General features: G+C 73.7%; 15 protein-coding genes. 5 read left to right on the forward strand and 10 right to left on the reverse strand.

Going from position 1 to position 20044, the window contains the following annotated elements; genetic code table 11:
- Positions 1 to 386: 386 nt before the first annotated feature.
- Positions 387 to 1304: a DUF4231 domain-containing protein gene (locus tag BS73_RS17710; RefSeq protein WP_037573637.1), complete on the forward strand. Its 918-nt coding sequence runs from the start codon at positions 387 to 389 to the stop codon at positions 1302 to 1304.
- Positions 1305 to 1333: 29 nt separating this feature from the next.
- On the opposite strand, the gene BS73_RS17715 is transcribed toward BS73_RS17710, so the two are convergent.
- Positions 1334 to 2131 carry an aminoglycoside N(3)-acetyltransferase gene (locus BS73_RS17715; protein WP_037573641.1) on the reverse strand — a complete coding sequence of 266 codons (798 nt, stop codon included), beginning with the start codon at positions 2129 to 2131 and terminating at the stop codon, positions 1334 to 1336.
- 155 nt (positions 2132 to 2286) lie between these two features.
- Here BS73_RS17715 and BS73_RS17720 point away from each other — a divergent pair, with 155 nt between their 5' ends.
- Positions 2287 to 3315 carry an alpha/beta fold hydrolase gene (locus BS73_RS17720; RefSeq protein WP_037573644.1) on the forward strand — a complete coding sequence of 343 codons (1029 nt, stop codon included), beginning with the start codon at positions 2287 to 2289 and terminating at the stop codon, positions 3313 to 3315.
- A gap of 31 nt (positions 3316 to 3346) precedes the next feature.
- Here BS73_RS17720 and fxsT read toward each other — a convergent pair whose 3' ends face one another.
- The 6 genes from fxsT to pdxH all read right to left on the reverse strand — a co-directional run bounded on the left by fxsT (position 3347) and on the right by pdxH (position 13679).
- Positions 3347 to 7408 (reverse strand): FxSxx-COOH system tetratricopeptide repeat protein, encoded by a 4062-nt coding sequence (gene fxsT / locus BS73_RS17725; protein ID WP_037573647.1) that lies wholly within the window; start codon positions 7406 to 7408, stop codon positions 3347 to 3349.
- Positions 7409 to 7472: 64 nt separating this feature from the next.
- The gene (locus BS73_RS17730) at positions 7473 to 8798 is read right to left on the reverse strand and encodes a hypothetical protein (RefSeq protein WP_152617642.1); all 1326 of its coding nucleotides are present in this window, start codon (positions 8796 to 8798) and stop codon (positions 7473 to 7475) included.
- Between the two features lie 299 nt (positions 8799 to 9097).
- Positions 9098 to 9955: a TIR-like protein FxsC gene (locus BS73_RS34770; RefSeq protein ID WP_051940059.1), complete on the reverse strand. Its 858-nt coding sequence runs from the start codon at positions 9953 to 9955 to the stop codon at positions 9098 to 9100.
- A 92-nt stretch (positions 9956 to 10047) separates the two neighbouring features.
- Entirely contained in the window at positions 10048 to 12582 is a 2535-nt protein-coding gene (locus BS73_RS17745) for an FxsB family cyclophane-forming radical SAM/SPASM peptide maturase (protein ID WP_051940060.1), read from the reverse strand.
- Between the two features lie 8 nt (positions 12583 to 12590).
- Positions 12591 to 12797 (reverse strand): hypothetical protein, encoded by a 207-nt coding sequence (locus BS73_RS17750; RefSeq protein WP_037573652.1) that lies wholly within the window; start codon positions 12795 to 12797, stop codon positions 12591 to 12593.
- 186 nt (positions 12798 to 12983) lie between these two features.
- Positions 12984 to 13679: a pyridoxamine 5'-phosphate oxidase gene (gene pdxH, locus BS73_RS17755; protein WP_084704154.1), complete on the reverse strand. Its 696-nt coding sequence runs from the start codon at positions 13677 to 13679 to the stop codon at positions 12984 to 12986.
- Positions 13680 to 14012: 333 nt separating this feature from the next.
- On the opposite strand from pdxH, the gene BS73_RS17760 reads away from it, so the two are divergent.
- On the forward strand, positions 14013 to 15113 hold the full coding sequence (locus BS73_RS17760) for a citrate synthase 2 (RefSeq protein WP_037573658.1): 1101 nt from the start codon (positions 14013 to 14015) through the stop codon (positions 15111 to 15113).
- A gap of 146 nt (positions 15114 to 15259) precedes the next feature.
- The gene (gene serC, locus BS73_RS17765) at positions 15260 to 16378 is read left to right on the forward strand and encodes a phosphoserine transaminase (protein ID WP_037573661.1); all 1119 of its coding nucleotides are present in this window, start codon (positions 15260 to 15262) and stop codon (positions 16376 to 16378) included.
- A gap of 103 nt (positions 16379 to 16481) precedes the next feature.
- Here the strand turns inward: serC and thpR are convergent, their stop codons facing one another.
- The 3 genes from thpR to BS73_RS17780 form a co-directional block, all read right to left on the reverse strand.
- Complete coding sequence (gene thpR, locus BS73_RS17770; RefSeq protein ID WP_037573664.1) at positions 16482 to 17024, reverse strand: RNA 2',3'-cyclic phosphodiesterase; 543 nt, start codon at positions 17022 to 17024, stop codon at positions 16482 to 16484.
- 65 nt (positions 17025 to 17089) lie between these two features.
- Positions 17090 to 18466, reverse strand: a complete 1377-nt coding sequence (locus tag BS73_RS17775) for an MFS transporter (RefSeq protein ID WP_407675024.1) — start codon at positions 18464 to 18466, stop codon at positions 17090 to 17092.
- Positions 18467 to 18552: 86 nt separating this feature from the next.
- The gene (locus BS73_RS17780; protein ID WP_037573667.1) at positions 18553 to 18990 is read right to left on the reverse strand and encodes a MarR family winged helix-turn-helix transcriptional regulator; all 438 of its coding nucleotides are present in this window, start codon (positions 18988 to 18990) and stop codon (positions 18553 to 18555) included.
- Positions 18991 to 19135: 145 nt separating this feature from the next.
- Here BS73_RS17780 and BS73_RS17785 point away from each other — a divergent pair, with 145 nt between their 5' ends.
- Positions 19136 to 19957: a Clp protease N-terminal domain-containing protein gene (locus tag BS73_RS17785; RefSeq protein WP_037573670.1), complete on the forward strand. Its 822-nt coding sequence runs from the start codon at positions 19136 to 19138 to the stop codon at positions 19955 to 19957.
- Positions 19958 to 20044: the final 87 nt, after the last annotated feature.

A 20044-nucleotide genomic window follows, 5' to 3' on the forward strand; every position in this document is an offset into this window, starting at 1 on the left:
TTGGGCGGGGGCGCCGACCGGCAGCGGAAAAAAACCGTTGCCTCCTCCGACCCGGCTGCCTACCGTGGACAGCACACGGAAAGGAGGTGATCCAGAGTTGAGTACTTCTGGGACGCGTGAGGTGGCTGTTTCCTAGCCACTCCGCCCGCTGAGTGACCGCTCGCGGTCGCCTCCTGGACGGAGCAGCGGGAGTAATCCAAGCAGTCACCCGGCCCCCGGGCCCGCCGGACAGTCCTTCCGGCAGCCGCCTTCGGCGGCTAGCGGCCCGGGGGTCGTCCCATGCCCGCACGCGGACCGGCCGGACCGGACGCCGCCGCGGGCACTCTTTTGCTGTCAGGGCGCGTTCGCCACACTTGGCGGTGGACGGGCGACTGGGTGGGGGGCCGATGGTGCGTCAGGATCCGCCGCGACAGCGGGAGCAGACGCTGCTGCCGGACTTCTTCGACTACGCGGACCGGGCCGCGCTGACCGGCCAGCGGCAGGCGATCCGCTGGTACGTCGGGCAGATCATCATGCTGCTGCTCGCCTCCGTGGTGGCGATCCCGGACATCCACGCCAAGGGGCTCAACCTCTCGCCCGCGCTGTCGCTGCTGGCCTTCGTGGGCGCGTACTACTTCTGGGAGCGGCTGCGCGAGGAGCGCCCGCAGGCCGTCTGGTACGCCGGGCGGGCGGCCGCCGAGCTGATGAAGACCCTGGTGTGGAAGTACTCGGTGCGGGCCAAGCCCTTCGACGGGCCGCCCGAGTCCGCCGAGGCGGACGCCGGGTTCGCGGTGCAGATGGGCGAGGTCTTCCAGACCTTCCAGGACACCAAGGCGCTGCGCACCCGCTCCCGCCCGGACATCACCGAGGAGATGCGCCGGCGCCGGGCCTCCCCGCTCTCCGCCCGCCGGGACGTCTACCTCAACGAGCGGGTGCGCGGCCAGCGCACCTGGTACCGCTCGCGGGCCGACGAGTGCGACAGCGAGGCCGCCAAGTGGCAGGCGGTGTCGATCGTGGCGATCATCATCGGCGCCTCCTTCGCGGTCCTGCAGATCTTCCAGATCGTCCCCTGGCACGTGCTGGGCACCTTCACCACCGTCGCCGCCTCGGTCACCGCGTGGACCCAGCTCAAGCAGTACGGCCCGCTCTCCGCGGCCTACCGCCTCGCGGCCACCGAGCTCGACATGCTGGAGGTCCAGCTGGAGCGCCTCGACATCAACGCCCCCGAGGCGGAGGAGAACTGGTCCCGGCTGGCCGCGGACGCCGAGGACGCCATCACCCGCGAGCACACCGTGTGGCGGGCCCGGCGGGACCGTGCGGCGTAGCCACGCCGCGCCCCGGCGGGGGCGGCCGGCTACGGCCCCACCCGCACCGCCGTGTCCACCAGGTCGCGGACGCCGACCAGCAGCGCCCGGGCCGAGGCGACCCGGCCGGGGCGGAGGGTGCGCAGATGGGGGGTGATCCGGGAGGCCCATTCCGGGAAGTGGAGGTCGTCCAGGGCGGCGTCGGTGAAGGAGACCCAGCGGGGCCGGCCGTCCGGGCCGAGGACCTTGCAGGAGTACATCTGCTGGCGGAGGCCGCCGCGCCGGTACTCGGCCAGGTGGAGGGCGGTGGCGACCTCCAGGCCGACGCCCACCAGCAGGTTCTGCGCGTCGAGTTCGTACAGGCGGGCGAGCGGGGAGCGTTCGCCGAGGTGGCTGGTGAGGGCGTGGCCCTCGGTGATCCGGCGGGCCTGCGGGCCGATCGCCGCGAAGGAGGTCTGCGGGTGGGCGCTGCGCAGCGCCCCCGGCAGCCGGCGCACCCGTTCGGAGAGCACCCCCAGGGTGGGCGAGGCGGGGGTGCGCTCCGGATCGTAGGGCGGCATCCGGTCCCACAGCACGGAGGCCTGACGCTCCGTCAGGTGCCGAATGCGGCTACGATGCGCGCGCGAGGTCGTGGAGTTCTCGTCGGTAGCCGTGTAGACCACAAGGGTGCCCTCGGGGCCGAGCACCGCGCGGAGCGCCGCTATCGCGGAGTCGACGCCACCGCTGACCACACCGAGCGCGCGCATCGAGGACTGAACCAGCAGCACCCCGCCCGGCCGGACACCCAACTCGGCGAGTTCGGCGGCCAGTTCGCGCTCCCCCGGCAGCCGTCCGAATTCTGTTCGCATGTCGATGTTCTGTCCCGATCTTGGCAGAAAATCGCGACAGGACCCATCGGATGCTGCGGAACACCCGGTCGCAGACCGTACACTCCACAGCGGAGTGGTATGCCCTGGAACCTGCCGACCTGACTACCTACCCATCCTGAGAGGGTCCGATTCCCATGGAGTTCACGGTTTCCGTCGACCTCCCTGGCAGCGAACCCAGACGCCTCCGGTACATGGACTCGGGCGACCCCGACGGCCGGCCCGTGGTGCTGCTGCACGGCACGCCGGGCAGCCGGCTGGGCCCCTTCCCCAACGAGGCGATGCTGTACCGCAACAGCATCCGGTTGATCACCTACGACCGCCCCGGCTACGGCGGCTCGGACCGGATGGTGAAACGGCAGGTGGGCGACGCGGCCGCGGACGTGGAGAGGATCGCGGACGCTCTCGGGCTCGAACGCTTTGGAGTGGCCGGGCGGTCCGGCGGCGGACCCCACGCCCTCGCCTGCGCGGCCGCGCTGCCCGGCCGGGTGACCCGCTGCGCCTCCCTGGTCTCCCTCGCCCCGTACCGGGCGGAGGGCCTGGACTGGACCGCGGGGATGGTGGAGTCCAACCGCAGGGCGTACGCCGAGGCCGCGGAGTACGGGCTGAGCGAGGTCGAGGCGAGCCTCTGCCAGAAGCGCAGCGCGATAGCCGGCGAGGACCGGAGCGGCGGCGCCACCGCCGTGGCCGAGCGGCCGAGCGCGCAAGCGGCAGCGGCAGCGGCAGAGCGGCCGACCACGGCAGAGCGGCCGGCGGAGCAGCCGCAGGCGGCCGAGCGCTCCACCGTGGACGGCGGCCGGATGCTGCGCCGGATGGACTCCGAATGGCACTCCACCGACCGGGCGGTGGCCATGAACCCGGAGCTGAGCCGACAGCTTCAGGCCACCTTCCAGGAGGCGCTGCGCACCGACACGGCCGGCTGGGCGGACGACGTGATGTCCTTCGTCAGCGACTGGGGCTTCGACCCCGCCGAGATCGACACCGACCGGGTGGACGTGCTCCTCTACCACGGCTCGGAGGACATCTACTCCCCCGCCTCGCACAGCCGCTGGCTGAGCTCCCGGATCAGGGGCTCGCGGCTGTGGATAGAGCCGGGCGTCTCGCACTTCGACAACCTCCGCCGGCTTCCCGAACTCCTGGTCTGGGTCGCCAACGGGGACGCCTGACCCTCCCGGATCCGGCGTCCCCGTACCGCGGCTACCAGGGCTGGAGCTCCAGGATCCGGCTGAGCCGCTTGCGCTTCTGGGCCCGGGTGTACTCGGGGTGGTCGGCGTCCCCGAGCAGTGAGAAGAGCAGGGTCATCGCCTCCTCCCGGGTCCGCTCCGCCCGGTCGGCCTCGCCCAGCTCGGCGAGGACCAGGGAGAGGTTGGCGGCGCAGACCGCCCGGTCCAGGTGGCTCTCGCCGAACCAGGCGGTGGCCCGGTCGAGGGCCAGCTCGCCGATCCCCCGGGCCTCCTCCCAGCGCCCGTGCCCGGCCAGGGTGTTGGCCCAGTTGATGGTCGAGCAGATGGTGAACGGGTGCTGGTCGCCGAGCCGCTCCTCGAGCTGCCGGACGGTGGCGGCGTGGAGGTCGAGGGCCTCCAGCCGGCTCTCCCGGTCCAGGCTCTCGCTGGAGAGGAAGACGGCCAGGTTGTCCGCGCTGCCGAGGGTGTTGGGGTGCTCCGGGCCGAGCTGGGCGGCGAAGAAGGCGTGCACCTCCCGGGCCAGGTCCACGGCCTCCCGGTGGCGGCCGGCCATCCACTCCTCGGCGGCCAGGGTGAGCTGGCTGGTACGGGTGTCCGGGTTGTTCTCGCCGTACTGCTCGCGGCAGCGCTCCGCGGTGTCCCGGATCAGGGTGAGGGCGTTCTCCGACTGGCCCGCCAACCGGTAGGAGACGGCGAGGTTCCGGCAGATCACCAGGGTCCGCAGGTTGTTCGGCCCCTGGGCGTTCGCCATCCGCTCGCGGATCCGCTCCAGCCTGCGGACGGCCTCGGCGATCTGGCCGGCGTCGCGGAGGTCGCGGACCAGGTGGGATTCGGAGATCAGGGTCTCCGGGGCGTCCGCGCCGAGCACCCGGACCCGGCGCTCCCAGGTCTGCTGGTCGAGGCCGCGGGCGCGCTGGTAGTCGCCGAGCAGCCGGTGGTCGAGCGCGACGTTGTTGGCCATCCGCAGGGTGCGGACGTGGTCCGGGCCGAGCCGGTTGGTCAGCGACTGGAGGGTCTGCTCGTCCTGGGTCAGGGCCTCCTGGTAGCGGCCGAGGGCCCGCAGGTCGCCGCCGACGTTGCCGGCCGAGATCAGCGCGTGGACGTGCTCGGGTCCGCTCACCCGGCGCTGCCTGCCCAGGGTCTCCTGGTCCATCTCCAGCGCCTCGCGGTAGCGCCCGGTGCTGCGCAGCACGTTGCCCAGCTCCCGGCGCAGGGCCAGGGTCACCCGGTCGTTCTCGCCGAACTGCTCGCCCCAGGTCCTCAGCAGGTCGCTGCCGATCGTGTTGGCGCGGTCGAACTCACCGCGCAGCCAGAGGTAGCGCACCCAGTCGACCATCAGCTCGCGGGCGTCGTCGTCCCGGCTGGTGCGGGCCTGCGAGGGGGTGAGGTGGGGCCAGATACGGTCCAGCTCCGGCCAGTTGGCCTCGTTGTCCACGTCGCCCTCGATCCGGGCGCGGCCGGCCGTGAGCACCTGGTGGACGCGGCGGCGGCGCTCCTCCTGGGCGTCCTCCTCAAGGCTGGAGCGGACCACCACCTGGACGAGCCGGTGCAGCTGCACGGTGGAGTGCTGGTTGTCGATCCTGGCCAGGGAGTACTTGCCGAGCTGCTCGAAGACCGTGCCCAGGGTCGCCCGGTCGCTGATCGCGTCGTCCACCTGGCTCAGCTCGCGGCGCAGCTCACGGTCGTAGAGGAGGTCCATAGCGATCGGCTCGGGGGCGAAGAAGGCGCACAGCTCCAGCATCCGGGCCGCCGCCGGGGCCTCCTGCCGGAGCGTCTCCACCGAGATGTTCCAGGTGCGGGCGACGGCGTTCGGGTACTCGTTGGCCTTGCCTGCCGCCAGCAGCGGCGGCAGCTCCCGGTGCAGCATGTCCAGGTACTCCGGGACGGGCGTGCCGGTGGTGTCCAGCCAGGCGGCGGACTGCTCGATGGCCAGCGGAAGGTCGCCCAGCTGCTCGGCCACGTCGTTGGCCTGCTCCCGGGTCAGCCGCGGGACGCGGAAGAGGAGGTGGCGGATGGACTCCTCGCGCGGGAAGACGTCCAGGTTGATCGGGTCGGCCACGCCGGACCAGGCCGGGTTGCGGGAGGTGATGATCACGTGGCCGCTGCCGCCGGGCAGGAAGCCGGTCAGGTCCTCCGGCTCGCCCGCGTTGTCGAAGATCAGCAACCAGTGCTTGCTGGGGTAGCCGCGGCGCAGCGCGTCCAGCGCGTAGGCGGCGTTGGGCGCGGCGACCGGGGAGGCGCCGGGCCCCTCCTCGGCCATCCGGTGGGCGTCGATCCGCTGGGCCAGGTTGCCCAGTTCGACCGGGATCAGGTCGCGCTGGTCGGCGGCCACCCACCAGATCACGTCGTACTCGAAGCGGTACCGCCAGGCGTACTCCTTGGCCAGCTGCGTCTTGCCGACGCCGCCCATGCCGTGCAGCGCCTGGGTGGACTGGGACGGGGTGGCCTGGAGGAGGGCGGTCGCCTCGCCGCCCCGCAGCTGGGCGCGGAGCCGGGCGAACTCCTCGGCCCGGCCGGTGAAGGTGCGGTTGCGCACCGGCAGGTTGGTGATCTCCGGTTCCGCGCCCGGGTAGCGGGCGGTGACCCGGGCGGCCTCGTTGCCGGTGAAGTTGTGCCGCGGGTTCATCGCCTGCAGCAGGGCCCGGACCGCGTCCCGCTGGTTCAGCTGGGTGAGGTCGAGGCGCTCGGCGGCCCGCCCGGACTCCAGCCGGGCGCCGCCGACCAGGACCGAGAGCTCCCGGGGGAGCTCGCCGGTGGCGGGCAGCCCGGCCACCCGGGCGCGGAAGCCCTCGGCGGCCGCGGAGTCCTGGAAGGCCCGGGAGACCACGCTGACCACCCGAGGGGCGGACTTCAACTGCTCGTCCGGCTGCACGGTCTCGCCGCCGTTCGCGGCCGGCCGGGCGGCGGCCCCGCCCGGCTGCGCCGGCGTGTCGGGCTGCGGCACCTGGTCGACGATCGGGAGGGTGCTGACCTGGTACTCGCTCTCCTCCAGCACCTCGCGCAGCCACAGCGCCCAGTGCTGGTCCTCGGGCAGATGGGCGAGGACCACGGAGGCGGGCTCGGCGAGCCGCCGGGTGTACCGGCCCCGCCAGGTCAGCCGGAGGTCCTCGTCCATCTCGGGCAGCCGGACCACCTCGCCCTCGGTGATCTCGCCGGTCAGCCGCTCGCAGGCGGCCAGCAGGGAACGGGGGTCGCCGGGCCGGTCGCCGAAGACCGCCGGCATCTCCTCGTAGGCGTAGAACGGCTGGTACGGGAACGGGATGCGGCTCCAGTAGGCGTCCCGTTCGACCGCGCTGCGGCCGGAGGGCAGGCCGTCGAAGCGGTTGCGGGCCAGCGCCTTGCCCGCCTCGGCCTTGTCGTGCTCGCCCTCGTCGATCCGCATCGGCACCGGCAGCACCCGGCGGGTCCGGCTGAGGTCGCGCCGGACGTCGCGGGCCACCTCGGCGGCGCCGTCGATGCCCTGGCCGCTCAGGGTGAAGCAGACCACCAGGGTGTCCGGCAGGTCGAGGGTGCAGATCCCGGCGACGTCGCTGAGCCCGGTCCTGCTGTCGATCAGCACGTAGTCGTACTCGCGGGTCATCGCCTCCCGCATGGCCAGCAGGAACCGCTTGCCGTACTCCCTGGTGTAGAAGACGGTCCAGTTGATCTCGGAGAGCTCCCGGGAGTAGTCCCAGCCCACATGGCCTGCGGGGAGATAGGAGAGCCGGCCGCCGGCCGGGAAGTGGTCCCAGTTGAGGTCGATGACGTGCGGTCCCAGCGCGGTGGACCGCTCGATCAGCTCGTCGGGCGCGCCGGGGCGGCGGCCCTCGGGGGTGACCCCCTTGAGCGCCTCGCGGTAGGCGCTGATCATGTGGATGACACCGCAGCCGGTGCGGGCGGACTCCGGCGGTAGGAAGGGCTCCAGGAACCGGTCGAGACCGGGCGCCTCCAGGTCCCAGTCCACCACCAGCACGCTCTTGCCGCTGGCGGCGAGGATCCAGGCGACGTTGGCCAGCGCCATGGTGCGGCCGGTGCCGCCCTTGTACGAGTAGAACGTGACCACCTGGCCGTTGTGGTCGATGGACTGCGGCGTCATTGCGGGTCCCTCGGGAGCGGTGGAGCGGAACGGAGTGCGGACTCGGCCGGCTTCTGACGGTACGTCACCAGCGGGATGCCTGGCCCGGGTCGGGCCCGAACAGTCGCGGGGGCGGATCGTCCTGCTGCTCGGCCGCGGGGTCGTACGCGGGCTCGAGTTCGGGGTCGGACCGCCGCCTGCCACGGGCGCTGTGCTCCAGCTGGTCCGCCGCCCGGCGCAGCTCCTGGGCCAGGGTCTGCCGGAGCGCGCCGGGATCTGTGACAACGATCGGCAGGCTGCGCAGTTGCGGTTTTCGGCGGCTGAGGAAGGGTTCCAGGGTCTGGTAGAGCCTTCGCCGCCGGTCCTCCTCAGCGTCGGCGTCCCCGCCGTCCACGCCGTCCTCGCCGCCGGACCAGGGCACCAGCACCGCCAGCGGCCCGCCGACCTCGCGGGCCACGAACTCCCGTACGAGGTCGGCGAGTCGGGGGTCGTCCAGCGCCCACGGGTCGATCAGCAGGACGGTCACCGCGTCGGGATGCGGCGGCGGGGGGAGGCCGCCGCCGACGAAGGGGTCGACGAAGGGGTCGACCACGGATCCGTAGCCCTGCCCCTCCAGCATCCGGCGGACCTGGTGGATCAGCGAGTCCGGCGGCTCGGCGTCGCCCTGCGGCGGACGCAGCCCCCAGAGCCGCGCCGACGGCCCGTCCGGCAGCGCCGCCACCAGCAGGCGCACCATCCCGGACGGGTCGAACGCGCTCTCGGTGTTCTCCAGATCGACCACCCCCGTCCTGGCGCCCGGTGCGGACCGGGCGGAGGCCACCACCAGGTCGGCCAGCCGGCGGACCGCCTGCCGGTACTCGGCCCGCCGCAGCGGCGAGCGGCCGAGCGCCAGCATTCCGTCGGAGGCGTACCCGGCGCCTATCCGCGCGTGCTCGAACTCCAGCTCCTCGGCGGCCCTGGGCAGCAGCACGGCCGGCACCGGCCGCCACAGCACCGGGACGATCGGGGGCTTCCACCCGCGGTCCCCGGGCCGGACGAAGCTCTGCGCGAAGGCCTGCCACTCCTTCCCGCAGAAGTCGTTGCGGAAGTACTCCTCGCAGAACAGCGGCACCAGCACCCGGCTGTTCAGCAGGGCGTGGTCGAGCAGCTTGTAGGCGTACGCAGGATCGTCGGAGTCCGCGGGGTCCGCCGCCGCCGGGCCGGCGCCGGCAGCGGAGACGGCGTCCTCGCCGCCGGCGCGGAGGTTGAGCCGGCCGGCCGCCGCCGGCCTGGGCAGTCTGGCGATCTCGGCCACGTCGGCGGAGAGGAGGCGGTGGAAGCCGTCGACGGCCGGGTCCACGCCGGGCGTCGGGGCGAGCGGATAGGGCGCGCTCAGGAAGTAGCTGACCGGCGTCTCCGGTCGGGTGCTCACGGGCGCCATCCGTCACCCGTCCTCTTCCGGGCCGGGGCCGGACAGGGAGCCGGGGCCGGGTTCGCCTTCGGGGCGCCGCTCCCGCCGCTCGGCACGCGGCCCGCGGGCGGCGCCCGCCGTGCCGCTCTTGCCGGCGGGCCGGCGGGCCCGGGTCGAGGCCGCACGCGGGGCCGGCGGACCGGCGGGTCCGGGCGGACCGGGTGGGCCGGGTGGCTCCGGCGGACCGGCGGGCGCCCGGTGCTCCTCCTGACGGGTCTTGAGGACGGTGACGTTCTCCTCCGGGACACCGCTCGGGCCGGCTAACGCCACCGGCCCCTCCACGGCCGCGGAGGCCGCCGCGGACGCGAACGCCGGTGGCGGCACCGCCTCCCCGGCCGCCCCTCCCCGGGCCTCGCCCGCCCCCAGCCGCGGCCCGCGGCCTCGTCCCCGTCGACCTCCTCGGCACGCCCGGCACGCCCGCCGGGGGGCCGCCCGACGTGGAGGAGGGGCGGGCCCGACTCCTCGCCGAAGGCGCTCGGCACGTCGTCCAGGTTCTGCCGCGGCTTCCCCCGGTTGATGCAGTTGCGGTAGGCGACGTCCCGGATCCGCTCGGCCAGCAGGTAGATCGTCTCCTCCCGGTCCTCGCGCATCTTCGGCCTGGCCATCAGGCCGTACAGTCCGGTCCGCTGGTAGCTGGGCGGGAACTCCCCGCTGATGTGCTGGATCTTGGCCGCGATCGCCGGCATCTCCCCCGGCAGCGGCGCCCAGCAGATCGGCACGATCGACTCGGTGTGCTCCCAGCCCGGCCACCGGGGCTCGGTCCTGCGCTCGGAGAAGGCCTTCCACTCCCGGCCGCACATGTCGCTCTTGAAGTACGCCGGGGAGAGCAGCGGCACGAAGACCCGGCAGGTCGCCAGCTGGTCGGCGAGCCAGCGCCCCCAGTCCGTGCCGACCTGGATCTCGCTGTCCACCCAGCCCATCCGGACGTTGTCGCCGGTGACCTCGATCGGGTCGCAGATCTCCCGCAGGTGCCAGCAGAGTTCGGTGTAGAGCTGGTGGACCAGCCGGCGCGGGGTGCTCTCCGGCGGGTCGTCCTCACGCGCGCCCTTGGGGTGCGCGTGGCTCATGAAGAAGTACGGCCAGGAACGCTCTTCGCCGGTCGGCCCCTGAGGCACCATGCCGTGGCCCCCTCACCCCGTGGCCCGCGCGGTCGCCACCGCCATCGGGAAATCACTCTACAGTCGTGATGTGCACGGAGGTTGACGTTTCATCAGCTGAATTCCACTGAAACCGATCGTCCGCTTCCCGCCCCCTCGCCCCCGGCTCCGGGCTCCCCGCACGGCGGCTCACGGAGCCACCCGACCGCGAAGGACCGGCCGAGCCGGCTGAGCGCCCCGCCGGTCAGCAGCGACTCCGTCGCCTCGGCGAGCGCCGCGCGCCAGCGCAGCAGCTGCCCGCGGGCGGCCTCGGCCTGCCCGAGCTCGGCCGGCGACGCCCCGGGCCGCCGGGCCCGCCGCTCCAGGACGCGCAGCCGCGCGGCCCAGAAGTCGACCACGGCGAGATGGGCGTAGATCCCCTGGAGGACGCCCTCCGGGGGCCGCGGGTCCGGCCGCCAGCCGACCTCGACCGGTTCCCCCGCCCGCGCGGGGTCGACCAGTTCGCGGAAGTCCAGCACCGCACCGAGCTTGCTGTGCTGGAACTCGTGGACCAGCTCCCGGGCCAGCGACTCGTGGACGGCCAGCTCCTGCCCCTCGGCCGGCAGGGCGACCGCCGCCGCGCCGGGGGCGGCCCGGGAGGTGGCGCTGAGCCCGTGCCCGGCCGGGTCCGGCTCCAGCGGGGTGAGCACCCGCAGGCCGGCGGCCAGCCCCTCGGCGTAGCCGGTGAGCTCGCGGTCGATCAACCGCCGCGCCTCGGCGGCGGTCTCGGTCCAGCGGCGGAAGGCCGCCCGGTCCAGCCGGGCGGCCGGGCGCAGCAGCGGATCGCCGCCCAGTGCCTCGCCCCGGCAGGGGTCGACGTCGTCCAGCCACAGCGTGCCCGCGTCGCCGCTCCAGAGCGCCCGGACGGGCAGCCAGCCGGGGGTCTCCGGGCCCAGCGCCAACGGCGTCCGGCCGGGGCCGGGGAGGATCACCCGTCCGCCCCCGCTGCCGGTGACCCGCAGCACGGCGCCCCCGGCGGCGTCCCCGGCGGTCTCCTCGCCCCCGGGGATCCGCAGGACGCCCAGCGAGGGCAGCCGCAGCAGTCCACCGGGCCGGGTCCGCACGGCCACCTCGGCCGGGCTGCCCGCTCGTACCACGGCCGCCGCGGTCACCTCGGCCGCCGCGGCGGCCGCGGCGGCCGCGGCGATCGCCGACGCACCCGCCTCGCCGGAGGCCGGCCCGGCCGGAGCGGCGAACCCCAGCCGGCTGTACGGGTAGTCGAAGACCTCGTCGAGCGCCCGCGCGCCGGCCTCGTCCGCCTCCAGCTCCAGCAGCACCTCGCGCAGCGCCTGGTCGGCGGTCCTGAGCAGGCGGACCTTGAACCGCTGGGTGCCGGCCCCGGCCAGCGCGCGGACGGCCGCCGCGCTGCCCCGGCCGGCGGCCAGGCCGCGCCACTCCTCCGGACCGAGCTCCAGCCGCAGCCGGGAGCGCAGCTCCACCCCGTTGATCAGCGCCTTGAGGTCCTCGCAGTACACCGAGGGGTGGTCGAAGCCGCCGGGCGAGCCCGCGCCGTCCGCTCCCGCGCCCTCCGCTCCCGCGCCGTCCGCGCTCCGGTAGCGGTGGGCGTAGAGGCCGCCGCCGCAGCTGCCCACCACCGGGCAGTCGCGGCAGGTCTCGCACAGCCCGGCCAGGCCGAGCTGACGGGCCGTCACCCCCGGGTGCCGGGCGGCCCGTTCGAAGGCCTCCGGGTCGAAGACGTCCAGCCCGGTCCCGGGAGCGCCGTCGTACGCGGTCTTCAGCGAGTCCGCCTGCTCCAGGCTGCCGTCGGTCTCGATGACCAGCAGGTCGACCGGGTCCAGGCCGAGCGCCTCGGTCTCGCTCGGGCCGCCCTCGGCCATGTTCAGCAGCGAGTCGAAGAGCCGCACCGGCATCGGCCGCCCGGTCCGCTCCCACAGGTCGTACACCCTGAGCAGCCAGTCGGCGTACGGCACCGGTCCGGCGCCGGGCGGGCGCAGCGGGGGATGGTCCCAGGTGGCGTGCGGCAGCAGGAAGTCGACCCGCGGCGGCTCGGCGTCGAGCAGCGCCCGGTACACCGCCTCCGGATCGCTGCGGACGTCCACGGTGCAGAGCAGCCCGGCGTAGAGGTGGCGCCAGCGCGGGGAGGCGAGCAGCCGCAGCGCCCGCCTGACCCGGTCGTAGCTGCTGCGTCCGTTGGCGTACCTGCGGTGGAGGTCGTTGGCGGCCCGGTCGCCGTCCAGGGAGACACCGACCTTGATCCGGTGCCGGCTGAAGACCTCGCAGAACCGCTCGTCCAGGGTCAGCCCGTTGGTGTGGATCCGGAGGTCGAGGAGGTCCGGGTCGTCCAGCGCGCCGCGAAGCGCCTCCGCGGCCTCGGCGATCCTCTGCGGTCCGGCCAGCAGCGGTTCACCGCCGTGCAGCACCACCTGGACCTGGGAGAGCCGGTGGACGCGCGCGTGCTCGGCGATCCGCAGCGCGGTCTGCCGCAGGACGTCGGGGCCGGCGGCCCACGGCCGGCCGGCCCAGCTCTGATCCTCGTGCTCGTAGACGTAGCAGTGGTCGCAGGCCAGATCGCACCGGCTGTGCAGCTTCAGCACGAACTGCCGGAAGGGGACGACCGGCGGCCCCAGGGCCGGCCCCGGATGCGGCACCGGCCAGATCAGATCGAGGAGTTGAAGCGGGAGACGGGCGCGGAGGCCGCCGTCGCGCCGCCGTCCTCGGCGGACCCGACGACGGGCGCCGGGGCGCCGGAGAGTCCGGTGAGACGGGCGAGTTCAGTCAGTGAGCCGCGGCGCGCGGCCGGCGCTGCCGACGGCGCCGGGCCGGCTGACCCGGTGGTGGTGGCGGTGGAGCCCGGAGTAATCATCGACCGTCCAGCCTTCGGGGGTTGAGTCAATGCCTACCTGTGCTGTGCGCTGTGCCACCTCATTGTCCGCATGCGGGACGGGGTGCCCGCAAGTAGGTATTCCGTCCATGACCGTCTCCGCCCCGCCCTCCGGACAAGAGGTCCTGAAACACCCGCCTCATTCCCGCCACCCGCCCGCGCGGCGGCTCAGGGGTTGAGCCGCTCGATCCGCCATCCGGTCCCCGAGGCCGCGTCCGCGCGGTACCGCAGCCGGTCGTGGAGGCGGTTCTCCCGGCCCTGCCAGAACTCCAGCTCGTCCGGGACGACCAGGAAGCCGCCCCAGAACGGCGGCACCGGGACCCCCTCGCCCTCCGGGTACCGATCGGCCAACTCCCGGTAGCGGCCCTCCAGTTCGGCGCGGTCCCGGACCACCTGGGACTGCTCGCTGGCCCAGGCGCCGAGCTGCGAGCCGTGCGGCCGGGTGCGGAAGTAGGCCGCGGTCTCGTCCCTTCCGATCCGCTCGGCCCGCCCGCCGACGATCACCTGGCGGCCCAGCGGATGCCAGGGGAAGAGCAGCGAGACCTGCGGGTTCTCCGCCAGCTGCGAGCCCTTGCGGGAGCGGTAGTTGGTGTAGAAGACGAAGCCCCGCGCGTCGAACCCCTTGAGCAGCACGGTCCGTGAGCTCGGCCGCCCGTCCGCGCCGACCGTGGAGACGACCATCGCGTTGGGCTCGGGCAGCCCGCCCGTGCGGGCGTCGTCGAACCAGGCGCCGAACTGCCGTATGGGGTCGGCCGCCAGCTCGCTCTCGTCGAGTCCCGCCGAACGGTACTGGCGGCGCATCCGTGCCGGATCGGCCGGCGCCGCGGGGGTGGTCGCTGACGTCACCCGGACATCATGGCGCATCCCACCGACAGGTCCGCGGCTGCCCGGGGCGCGCCGGGGGCGTGCGGACGATCGCCCACCCCTTGGTTCGCTACGGTCCGCCCACCCCGCCGAGGGGGTGTGCGGAACTTCACGCGAACGAGTAAGGCACTGAGTGCCGCGTCCCCCTGTGCCTTTGCCCCATGGAGTACTAGGGTGTCGCGACACAGTGGTGCGCAGGGATCTGACACTCCGTGCCACCCCAGAAACCGAGGCCTCGGCCACCCGCCGGAGCCCCACTCAGCCGAGAAGCCGCCGCGAGTCGCGGAACGCCCCGCGGAGGCCACCCGACGCAACTCAATGAGGAGCCGCCTGATGTCCGACTTCGTCCCCGGACTCGAGGGAGTCGTCGCGTTCGAGACCGAGATCGCCGAGCCCGACAAGGAGGGCGGCTCGCTCCGGTACCGCGGCGTCGACATCGAGGACCTGGTGGGCCACGTCTCCTTCGGGCACACCTGGGGCCTCCTGGTCGACGGCAGGTTCAACCCGGGGCTGCCGCCCGCCGAGCCCTTCCCGATCCCGGTCCACTCCGGCGACATCCGGGTCGACGTCCAGTCCGCGCTGGCCATGCTCGCCCCCGTCTGGGGCCTGAAACCGCTGCTGGACATCGACGCCGAGCAGGCCCGCGACGACCTCGCCCGGGCCGCCGTGATGGCCCTGTCGTACGTCGCCCAGTCGGCGCGCGGCCAGGGTCTGCCGATGGTCCCGCAGAGCGAGATCGACAAGGCCGAGACCATCGTCGAGCGGTTCATGATCCGCTGGCGCGGCGAGCCGGACCCCAAGCACGTCAAGGCCGTCGACGCCTACTGGACCTCGGCCGCCGAGCACGGCATGAACGCCTCCACCTTCACCGCCAGGGTCATCGCCTCCACCGGCGCCGACGTGGCCGCCGCCCTCTCCGGCGCGGTCGGCGCGATGTCCGGACCGCTGCACGGCGGCGCGCCCTCCCGCGTCCTCGGCATGATCGAGGAGATCGAGCGCACCGGCGACGCCGGCGCGTACGTCCGCGGGGTGCTGGACCGCGGCGAGCGGCTGATGGGCTTCGGCCACCGGGTCTACCGCGCCGAGGACCCGCGGGCCCGCGTCCTCCGCCGGACGGCCAAGGAGCTCGGCGCCCCGCGCTACGAGGTGGCCGAGGCGCTGGAGAAGGCCGCCCTGGAGGAGCTGCGCGCCCGCCGCCCGGACCGGGTGCTGGAGACCAACGTCGAGTTCTGGGCGGCCATCGTCCTGGACTTCGCCGAGGTCCCTGCGCACATGTTCACCTCGATGTTCACCTGCGCCCGCACCGCCGGGTGGAGCGCCCACATCCTGGAGCAGAAGCGGACCGGCCGACTGGTCCGCCCGTCCGCCCGGTACATCGGGCCGGGCACCCGCAAGCCGGAGGAGATCGACGGCTACTCCGAGATCGCCCACTGATCTCCGATCACGCCTCTGACCTGCGATTACACCCGAACACACCAGGGGTGGCCGAGCATCGGGACGCTACGGATCGGCCACCCTGCCGGGTAACTTTTCGCCAGAACGGCGAAATGCCAGCGCGGACCACCCTCTACGCTGCTCGCGTGGCTCAGATCGAAATCCCCAGTGACCTCAAGCCCGCCGACGGCCGCTTCGGGGCCGGCCCCTCCAAGGTCCGCCCGGAGGCCCTCAACGCCCTTGCTGCTACCGGGACTTCGCTCCTCGGCACCTCGCACCGGCAGGCGCCGGTGAAGAACCTGGTCCGCCGGGTCCGGGAAGGCGTCGCGCAGCTGTTCTCCCTGCCCGAGGGGTACCAGGTGGTCCTCGGCAACGGCGGCTCCACCGCGTTCTGGGACGTGGCCGCGCACGGCCTGGTGCGCCGGAAGTCCCAGCATCTCTCCTTCGGCGAGTTCTCGTCCAAGTTCGCCAAGGCGACCAAGACCGCGCCCTGGCTCGCCGACCCGACGATCATCACCTCCGACCCGGGCACCCACCCGGAGGCGGCGGCCGAGGCCGGGGTGGACGTCTACGCGTTCACCCACAACGAGACCTCGACCGGCGTGGCCATGCCGATCAACCGGGTGGCCGGGGCCGACGAGGACGCGCTCGTCCTGGTCGACGCCACCTCCGGCGCCGGCGGCCTGCCGGTGGACATCACCCAGACCGACGTCTACTACTTCGCCCCGCAGAAGAACTTCGCCTCCGACGGCGGACTGTGGATCGGCGCCTTCTCCCCGGCCGCGCTGGACCGCGCCGCCGAGATCGCCGCGGGCGACCGCTACATCCCGGCCTTCTTCGACCTGCCGACGGCGATCGACAACTCGGCCAAGGACCAGACGTACAACACCCCGTCGGTGGCCACCCTGTTCCTGCTGGCCGACCAGCTGGACTGGCTGAACGGCAACGGCGGCCTGGACTGGGCCACCGCCCGCACCGCCGACTCCTCCTCCCGCCTCTACGGCTGGGCGGAGAAGACCGCGTACACCACCCCGTTCGTGACCGATCCGGCGAAGCGCTCCCAGGTCATCGGCACCATCGACTTCGCCGACTCGGTCGACGCGGCCGCGGTCGCCAAGGTGCTCCGGGCCAACGGAATCGTGGACACCGAGCCGTACCGCAAGCTGGGCCGCAACCAGCTGCGGGTGGCGATGTTCGCGGCGATCGACCCGGCCGACGTCGAGGCGCTCACCGCCTGCATCGACCACGTCGTCGAGCGCCTCTGACCAGCTAGCGCCCGACCAGCGCGCCCACCACGACGACGATCAGCAGCACGACGAACGCGCCGGTGACGATACGGGTACGGGTCTTCGGGTCCACGCCCGAAGCTTACCCGCGCCCCAGCGGCCAGCTGCCGACGGCCCGGTACCGCGCCGGGCCGTCGCCCAGCCGGCTGCTCATCAGCACCATCTCGTCGGCGAGCCACGGCCCGCTCTCGAATCCGGCCAGCGCGTCCGCGTAAGGGCGCAGGTCCGTACCCGCGCGGGGGCGGGTACGGGCCAGCGTCAGATGCGCCCGGAACCGTTTCGTGTCCGCCGGGATCCCCGCGCGCCCGGCCCCGGCCCGCACGCTCTGCGCGAGCCGGGCGAGGGCGCGGGTCTCGCCGCGTACGCCCACCCACAGCGCGCGGTCGCCGAACCGCCCGCCGCCGCCGAGCGCCAGCGTCATCGGCGGATGCCGCCGCGCGGCACGCGCGAACCGCTCGCCCAGCTCCGGGAGGAGTTCCTCCCCCACCTCACCGAGGAACGCGAGGGTCAGATGCCGGCCGGCCGCCTCCGTCCACCGCAACTCCCCGTCCCGCAGCGGCGCGACGGCCTCCTCCAGCCGCGCCAGCACCTTCTCCGGCGGCACCACCGCCACGAACAGCCGCACGCCCCCATGATGCCCGGCGGGAGCGCCCCCGCATCCGCGCGTCGGGCCTCGGACCGGGTCCGGCCCTAGGCGGCGGCCACCGGCACCAGCTGGACCCCCCGCCGCGTCACCCGCAGCCGCAGCCGCGCCGTCCGCGCCAGGACGACGCCGACCACCAGCGCCGCCGCCGCCGACACCGCACCGCAGGCGAAGAGCCCGATCCGGGGCCCCCACTGCTCGGTGACCCAGCCCACCACCGGCCCGCCGATCGGCGTCCCACCGGTGAAGACCATCATGTACAGCGACATCACCCGGCCCCGCATCTGCGGATCCGTCGCCAGCTGCACGGTCGAGTTGCTGGAGGTGTTGAAGGTCAGCCCCAGCAGCCCGACCACCGTCAGCATCGCCGCGAACAGCCAGTACCCCGGCGCCCACGCGGTCAGCGCCTCCAGCACGCCGAACGCCAGCGCCGCGACGACCAGCATCCGCAGCCGCACCCGCGACCGCCGCGCCGCCAGCAGCGCGCCCGCCAGCGAGCCGACCGCCATCGCCGTGTTGAGCAGACCGTACTGCCCCGCACCGACATGGAAGACGCTGTAGGCGAACCCGGAGAGGACGGTCGGGAAGTTGAACCCGAAGGTGCCGATGAAGCCGACCATCACGATCGGCCAGATCAGCACCGGATGCTGCCGGACGTACTGCAGCCCCTCCCGCAGCTGGCCCTGCTCCCGCGGCACCCGCGGCAGCGGGGTCAGCTCGGAGGACCGCATCGCCATCAGCCCGGTGATCACCGCCGCGAAGGACATCGCGTTGATCGCGAACGCCCACCCCGAGCCGACCGCGGCGATCACCGCACCGGCGACGGCCGGCCCGATCAGCCGGGCGGTCTGGAAGTTGGCCGCGTTCAGGCTGACCGCGTTCCGCAGCTGCCGCTTGCCGACCATCTCGGCGACGAAGGTCTGCCGGGTCGGGTTGTCCACGACGGTGATCAGGCCGAGGCAGAAGGCCAGCAGGTACACATGCCAGACGTGCACCGCGCCGGTCAGCGTCAGGGTCGCCAGCACCGCGGCGAGCAGGCCCATCCCGCCCTGAGTGAACATCAGCAGCCGCCGCTTGCCGAAGCGGTCGGCGATCACCCCGCCGAAGAGGCCGAAGAGCAGCATCGGCAGGAACTGCATCGCGGTGGTGATCCCCACCGCGAAGGAGCTGCCGGTGAGGCTCAGCACCAGCCAGTCCTGGGCTATTCGCTGCATCCAGGTGCCGGTGTTGGACACCACCTGGCCGGCGAAGTAGTAGCGGTAGTTGCGGACTCCGAGCGAGGCGAACATCCCCACCCGGCGGGACTTCCGCGCCTGCAGGGCCGTGGTGGTGACGGCGGCGGTCGCGGTCTCCGGGACCGGGGTGTTCTCGGTGGTGGATTCGGGTACGGCGGTTCGGTCGACGTCGTCGTTCGCCGAAGTCAAGACGGTCTCCCCTGGATGGTCAGCGCGCTGCGTGATGTTCTCCCCGGTTCGGCGGTGTGCTGTGGTCTCTGTGCTTCCGACTGCCGTCACAACTGCGCGAGGCGCTCCAGCACCGGAGCGGCCGCGCGCAGCTGCGCCCACTCCTCGTCCTCCAGGCCCTTGGCGAGCTCGGCGAGCCACGCGTCGCGCTTCCGCTTGCTCTCCTTCATGATCTCGGCGGCCGGCTCGGTGGCGCTGACCACCACCTGCCGCCGGTCCTCGGGATGCGGCTCCCGGCGGACCAGGCCCTTGTCCTCGAGCATCGCGATGATCCGGGTCATCGAGGGCGGCTGGACGTGCTCCTTCCGCGCGAGTTCGCCGGGGGTGGCCCGGCCGCATCGCGCGAGGGTGCCGAGCACCTGCATCTCGGTGGGACTCAGCGAGCTCTCGATCTGCTGGTGCCGGAGCCGGCGGGAGAGACGCATGACCGCCGCACGCAGGGTGGTGACGGCGGCCAGGTCTTCCTCGGCAGTCAGTTCGGCCATGTTCTTAGCCTATCTCATTAGCCTGTCTAAAGGAAACCCGGGGGTCGACGGCGCGCCGTTCTCGTCGGGGTCTGTGCGTAGACCCCCTACTGGGGTTATCTAGGGGGTATAACCCCGAACGCACCCCAAGGGGGGCTCACAGCCCATGCCGAAGATCAACGTCTATCTGCCGGACGAGCTCGCCGAGGCGGTCAAGGAGACCGGCGTCCCGGTCTCCGCGATCTGCCAGCGGGCGCTGGAGCAGGCGGTCCGGCGGGTCAGCTCGATCCGCACGGTGGTCCAGAGCGACCTCGGCGCCCCCGGCGCGGGCGACCCCGCCCCCCGGCTCTCCCGCTTCACCCGGCGCGCGGGCGAGGCCGTCCGGCTGGGCGTCCAGCGGGCGCGGAAGCGCGGCTCCGGGCTGGTGGAGACCGCGGACCTGCTCTCCGGACTGCTGCTGGAGGGCGGCAACCTGGCGGTCCAGCTGCTGCCGTCCATGGAGGTCGAGCCCGACGAGCTCCGCCACCGCCTGGACGCCCTGCCGCCGCGCTCGGACGGCGAGGCCTCCGGGGAGACCGGGGGCAGCGAGGACGCCGGGAACGCCGGGGAGACCGCCGCCCCGCCCCAGGAGGCCCGCTTCTCCCCCGAGACCGCCGCGGCCCTCGAACTGGCCGCCCACGAGGCCCTCAGCCTGGGGCACAACTTCGTCGGCGGCGAGCACGTCCTCCTCGGCCTGATCGCCGAGCCGGACGGCGCCGCCGGCCGGATCCTGCGCGAGCTGGGCGCCGAGCTGCGGCTCACCCGCCGCACCACCTCCGCCGCCATCGCCGGCTACGCCTACCAGCAGGCGCAGGCCGCCGCCCGCAGCTCCGCCGACCCCGCCGCCGGGGCGGCCGCCGACTCCGTACGGCAGCTGCTGGCGCGGCTGGACCGGCTCGAACAGCGGCTGGACGAGCACCTCGGCGGCGCCCCGAACGCCCAGGGCTGAGCCCGAAGGACCCCGCCCCGGACACCGCCCCGGACGCCGAACGGCGCCGCGGCCGACTGCGCGAGGCAGCCGGCCGCGGCGCCGAAG

It is taken from the genome of Phaeacidiphilus oryzae TH49, assembly GCF_000744815.1.
GTDB lineage: Bacteria > Actinomycetota > Actinomycetes > Streptomycetales > Streptomycetaceae > Phaeacidiphilus > Phaeacidiphilus oryzae.